Genomic DNA, 5,345 nt, shown 5'->3' on the forward strand with positions numbered 1-5,345 from the left:
TGCGACTCGTGACAAAAGACGCCGGTACGCAGGAGAGCGCGGCTCGCCCCGCGGCACGTCAGCGCCGGCGGCGGATGCGGTCGATGAGGGCGGTGGTGGAGCGCTGGAAGCGAAATGGGAGGGAGACCACTTGCCCGCCCCAGCCCAGCACTTCCCGGGCCCCGACGATGCCCTCCACCGGCCAGTCGCCCCCCTTCACCAGCACCTCAGGCCGCAGTCGCAGGATCAGGCCAAGGGGCGTATCCTCGTCGAACCAGGTGACCAAGTCCACGCAACCCAGGGCGGCGATTACCGCCATGCGGTCTTCCAGCGGGTTGATGGGACGATCGTCCCCCTTGCCCAGGCGCCGCACCGATGCGTCCGTGTTCAAGGCGACGAGGAGGCTTGCGCCCAAGGACTTGGCTTCGGCCAGGTAGGTGACATGGCCCCGATGCAGCAAGTCGAAGCACCCGTTGGTGAACACCAGCGGGCGGGGGATCGTGGCAAGCCGGGAAGAAAGCTCCTCCGGTCGGCAGATCTTGGCTTCGAAGCTAGGGGAAGAAGGGGCGGCGGACATGGGGGCCGCAGCGCGCGTGCGCGGAATCAGTCCAGGTACTCGAATACCTTGACCACCTTCCGCACGCCTCCGGTCGTACGGGCGATCTCCACCGCCTTTTCCGCCTCTTTCCGGGTGACCAGGCCCATGAGATAGACCACCCCGTTTTCGGTGGTGACGTTCACGTGCAGGGGATTGAACACTCCGTTGTCCACGAAGCGGGCCTTGACCTTGGAGGTAATGTAGGCATCGTTCGAGCGGGAGGCGAAGGAGCTCGGGTTGGCGATGGCAATTTCGTTAGTGATCGCACGCACGTTTTCCACCCCGCGCACGAGGTTCTCGATTTCCTGGCGCAGCTCCTCCGTCGGCGCTTCCCCCGTGAGCAGGACGTGGCGGTTGAAGCTAGTCACGCTGACGTGCACTCGGTTGCCGAACTTCTGGCTGATGCGGTTGGCGGCCTTGAGTTCGATGGCCTGGTCTTCGACCTGCACGCCGGTCGTGCGCCGGTCCACGGCCGAATAGGCGGCGACACCTGCGCCGGTGGCGATCACTGCCGGCGCGCAAGCCGAAACCAGGGGCAGGACAAGGGCGACGAGGATGAGATTTTTGTGCATTGGTCACTCCACTCCCAGTAAAAGACAATCGATGGCATCGCACAGGCAATGCAGCACCAGGATGTGAACTTCCTGGATACGGGCGGTGCTCTGGCTCGGAACGCAAAGGTGGATGTCGGAAGGGCGCAGAAGTTCCGCCATCTTGCCTCCGGCGCGGCCGGTGAGGGCCACCACGTCCATGTTCCGCTCGTGGGCGGCTTTGACCGCCTCGATCACGTTGGGCGAATTGCCGCTGGTGGAGATGGCGAGCAGGATGTCACCCGCCCGCCCAAGGGCGCGCACCTGCTTCGAGAACACCTCGACGAAGGCGTAATCGTTGGCGATCGAGGTGAGGGTGGAAGAATCGGTGGTGAGGGCCACTGCAGCGAGCGCCGGTCGCTCCCGTTCGAAGCGGTTGATCAGCTCCGCGGAGAAGTGCTGGGCGTCGGCCGCCGAACCGCCATTGCCGCAGGCGAGGATTTTGCCGTCCCGGGTCAGGCACTGGGCCATGCGCTCGGCGGCGGTGGCGAGGGGGGTCGCCAGCGCCTGCACGGCTTCCAGCTTGAGCCGGGCGCTCTCGGTGAAGTGGCGGTGGATGCGTTCGATCAGGTCCATGGGGGCTAGCTCACCGAAAACAAAGGTAATGTCGACTGCAGGCGAGACGGTGGCCTGGGAGGCGCTCCGTCACTCGCCGTCGAAGGCTGCTCGTATCCATTGGGGCTCTCCTTGGCCGTCCATCAGCACCGCGTCGAAGCGGCAGGCGGGCGCTTGCGGGAAGCGCGTCAAGTAATGGCGCGCCGCTCGCACGAGCTTTCCGCGCTTGCGCCGGTCGATGCTGGCTGCCGCCCCGCCGTAGCCCGGCCGGGCGCGCATGCGCACTTCCACGAAGACGAGCTGAGTACCCTCGCGCATGACGAGATCGATCTCGCCGAAGCGGCAGCGGTAATTGCACTCCACTAGGGTGAGCCCCTGGCCCTCGAGCCAATGGGCGGCGCGGCGCTCGGCCTCCCGACCACGGTGGGGACTCACGGCAGCCTCCGCAGTACCCGTACCTGGCCGCCAACGAACTGGGCGGGTAGTAGCAGGCGCTCGAACTGACGTTCCTCGTTGAGCCGCAACTCGCCGCACATCCCGGGAAGGCTCAAGCTCCCCGGTGGGGGAAGGCGGGCGATTTCCAGCGACAGCCGATAGGCGTCGATTCCCAAGGCGTAGAGCCGCTCCAGATCCACGCTGACCGGGGGATGGGGACGGGGATAGGCCATGATTCGGGGATCCTCGGGCGTGAGCAGCCAGGGCATGTCCACGAATCGCACGCCGTTCAAGTCGAAGTTGCCTACCGGATCGTGGGGGCGGGCGTAGACCAGGGAGGTGGCAAACACCGGCATGGCCGGGTCCAGATAAGGGCGGATCAGGCGGGCTTTGTCGTGCTCCAGGGCAAGAAAGACGATGCCATCGGGAGAGGCGGCGTGGCGGCGCAGCGCGGCCCAGGCTTCGGGGCCGCCGGACAGCGGGAAGAACTCGCCCGCTACTGAGCCGCCCGCGGCGAGCCAGGCCCGCACAAAGGCCTCGTGTACGCGGCGGGCCAGTCCCGTGTCGCCGCCGATCACGAAGGCCCTGGAGCGCTCCGGCGTAAAGGCGAGCTGGACCACTTGCCGGGCCTCGCTCTCCACATTGAGCCCGAAGAAATAAAGCTCCCGGGGCAGAGGAACGCCGGGCGCATCGATGGTGTTGAGCGCCAGCGTGGGCACGCTCACCAGGCCGCTGGCCGCGAGCGTTCCGACCCCGTCCCGGGTGAGGGGACCCACCACCGTTGCTGCGCCGTTGCGCACCGCGTCCTCGTAGGCGGTGAGGATGCTGCCGCTGTCCGCCTGGGTAGGGTACACGCGCACGGGAAAGGCCGCCTTCTTGTCGCTTTCCGCCGCCACCAGGAAACCCAGACGCACCATTTCCGCTGCCGGGGCGAAGTCGGCGGACTTGAGGGGCAGCAGCAGTGCCACATGGGCGGCCGTGCCCCAAACGCCTGCTTGACCGCTGCCGTCGGTGCCCGCCTCGGCCTGTAGGAGGGGGGTGTTCCGGGACGACGTGTCCCCAAAGGGGTGCTGTTCGTTGGCGGGGGCCGCGGGGTTGCCGTATAGTCCGAGGACGAGCGCAGCAAGGAGCAGGAACAGACGTTGCATTCGAAGGACGCCGGGCCCGCGAAAGGCACATTATATGTGGTGGCCACCCCCGTGGGAAATCTCCGCGACCTGAGCTTTCGGGCGCTCGACGTGTTGACCGCGGTGGAGAAGGTGGCCGCCGAAGACACGCGGGTGACCGCTCGGCTGCTCGCCCATTACGGCCTGTCGAAGCACCTGCTCCCGCTTCACGAGCACAACGAGCGGCGGGTCACGCACACGGTCTTGCGCCTACTCGAGGCCGGCCAGTCGGTGGCCCTGGTGAGCGACGCGGGAACGCCCGCCGTGAGCGATCCGGGCGCACACCTGGTGGCGCAAGCGCGCCGCAGGGGTTATCCGGTGGTTCCCGTGCCGGGCGCGAACGCCGCCCTATGCGCCCTTTCCGCCGCCGGCCTCCCCGATGGGCCCTTCCTCTTGTACGGATTTCTTCCCGCTCGGCCCAAGGCGCGCTACGAAGCCCTCGCCGCCCTGGCGGCGCTTCCTTTTGCCATCGTGTTTTACGAGGCGCCCCACCGCATCGTGGCGAGCCTACGGGCGATCGGGGAGGTCCTGGGCCAGGCGCGCCCCATCACGTTGGCCAAGGAGCTCACCAAAGTCCATGAAACGTTTTGCGAAGGCAGCGCAGAAGAGCTTGCGGCGTGGCTTGAGGCCGATTCCTCCCGCTTGCGGGGGGAGTTCGTCCTCATCGTCCACGGGCGCCCACCCCAAGCGCAGCCCTCTATCCCCCTGGATGCTGCGCGCCTCCTGGCGGCGCTCGTGGAGGAGCTGCCTTTGAGCCGGGCGGCCGCAGTGGTGGCCAAATTGACAGGGGGCGACCGGCAGAGCCTGTACGCCCAGGCAAGAGCCATGAAGCGGCGGGGGGAAGAAGGGTAGTGGCAAGCGGCTGGTGGCCGGCCCTCGATCCCACGCCGTAGTATAATGACGGCGTCCTGCCCTTCGAGCGGCCCGTGGATCGCCTGACCCTCACCCGCCCCGACGACTGGCACTTGCATTTGCGCGATGGGCCGGTGCTCGTGGCGGTGCTACCCCACACCGTGCGCCGCTTCGCCCGCGCCATCGTGATGCCCAACCTGCAGCCCCCGGTCACCACGGCGGCCCAAGCGATTGCCTATCGGGCGCGGATCCTAGCGGCCTGCCCCCCGGGGGTCGATTTCACCCCCCTCATGACCCTCTACCTCACTGAGGCCACTCGCGCCTCGGACATCCGGGAGGCCCGGGAAAGCGGCGTGGTCTACGCGGTGAAGCTCTATCCCGCCGGCGCCACCACCCACTCGGAAGCGGGGGTGAGGGACGTGCGCCGCTGCGAGGAGGCCCTGGAGGAAATGGCTCGCCTGGGCATGCCGTTGCTGGTGCACGGGGAAGTCACAGATCCGGCGGTGGACGTGTTTGACCGGGAAGCGGTTTTTATCGATCGGGTACTCGCGCCCCTGGTGGAACGCCATCCCCGGCTTAAGGTGGTGTTGGAGCACATCACCACGGAGGAGGCGGTGCGCTTCGTGCGCGAGGCCCCTCCCCGGGTGGCCGCCACCATCACGGCCCACCACTTACTCTTGAATCGCAACCGGCTGTTCGAAGGGGGCCTGAGGCCCCACCACTATTGCTTGCCAGTGTTGAAGCGAGAACGTCACCGGCAGGCGCTCATCGCCGCCGCCACGAGCGGGGAGCCCAAGTTCTTTCTCGGCACCGACAGCGCTCCCCATTCCCGCCGAGCCAAGGAAGCCGCCTGCGGCTGCGCTGGGATCTACACGGCCCACGCCGCCCTGGAGCTTTACGCGGAAGTGTTCGAGGCAGCAGGGGCGCTGGAGAAGCTGGAGGCCTTCGCCAGTTTCCACGGCAGCGCCTTCTACGGGCTGGCCAGAAACCGCGGCACCCTCACTTTGCGCCGGGAGCCCTGGACGGTGCCCGAAGCTTACCCCTTGGATGACGACGTCCTCATCCCCTTGCGGGCCGGCGAGCGGATCGGCTGGCGTATCGCCGATTGAGCCGGCGTCGGGCCCGCCGTTCGGCGGACCCGACGTACCCGAATTATGGGAAGGCAGGGAA

The 5,345-nt window shown here is 67.4% G+C and carries 7 protein-coding genes; 2 read left to right on the forward strand and 5 right to left on the reverse strand.

Annotation, left to right across the window (positions count from 1 at the left end):
- Window positions 1–58 precede the first annotated feature (58 nt).
- The 5 genes from rfaE2 to V7Q81_RS14350 form a co-directional block, all read right to left on the reverse strand.
- Window positions 59–556 carry a D-glycero-beta-D-manno-heptose 1-phosphate adenylyltransferase gene (rfaE2, locus tag V7Q81_RS14330; RefSeq protein WP_333844600.1) on the reverse strand — a complete coding sequence of 166 codons (498 nt, stop codon included), beginning with the start codon at window positions 554–556 and terminating at the stop codon, window positions 59–61.
- 26 nt (window positions 557–582) lie between these two features.
- Window positions 583–1,149, reverse strand: a complete 567-nt coding sequence (locus tag V7Q81_RS14335) for a BON domain-containing protein (protein WP_333844602.1) — start codon at window positions 1,147–1,149, stop codon at window positions 583–585.
- 3 nt (window positions 1,150–1,152) lie between these two features.
- Entirely contained in the window at window positions 1,153–1,743 is a 591-nt protein-coding gene (locus V7Q81_RS14340) for a phosphoheptose isomerase (protein WP_333844604.1), read from the reverse strand.
- A 69-nt stretch (window positions 1,744–1,812) separates the two neighbouring features.
- Complete coding sequence (locus V7Q81_RS14345; RefSeq protein WP_333844607.1) at window positions 1,813–2,157, reverse strand: YraN family protein; 345 nt, start codon at window positions 2,155–2,157, stop codon at window positions 1,813–1,815.
- On the reverse strand, window positions 2,154–3,305 hold the full coding sequence (locus tag V7Q81_RS14350) for a penicillin-binding protein activator (RefSeq protein ID WP_333844610.1): 1,152 nt from the start codon (window positions 3,303–3,305) through the stop codon (window positions 2,154–2,156). Before V7Q81_RS14350 ends, V7Q81_RS14345 begins: the two co-directional genes overlap by 4 nt.
- On the opposite strand from V7Q81_RS14350, the gene rsmI reads away from it, so the two are divergent.
- Window positions 3,300–4,175 carry a 16S rRNA (cytidine(1402)-2'-O)-methyltransferase gene (gene rsmI / locus V7Q81_RS14355; protein ID WP_333844612.1) on the forward strand — a complete coding sequence of 292 codons (876 nt, stop codon included), beginning with the start codon at window positions 3,300–3,302 and terminating at the stop codon, window positions 4,173–4,175. The two genes, V7Q81_RS14350 and rsmI, sit on opposite strands and share 6 nt — an antisense overlap.
- A 74-nt stretch (window positions 4,176–4,249) precedes the next feature.
- Window positions 4,250–5,284, forward strand: a complete 1,035-nt coding sequence (gene pyrC, locus V7Q81_RS14360) for a dihydroorotase (RefSeq protein ID WP_333844614.1) — start codon at window positions 4,250–4,252, stop codon at window positions 5,282–5,284.
- The last annotated feature ends 61 nt before the right edge of the window (window positions 5,285–5,345 follow it).

The sequence above is a fragment of the Pelomicrobium sp. genome, from assembly GCF_036803785.1.
Lineage (GTDB): Bacteria > Pseudomonadota > Gammaproteobacteria > Burkholderiales > UBA6910 > Pelomicrobium.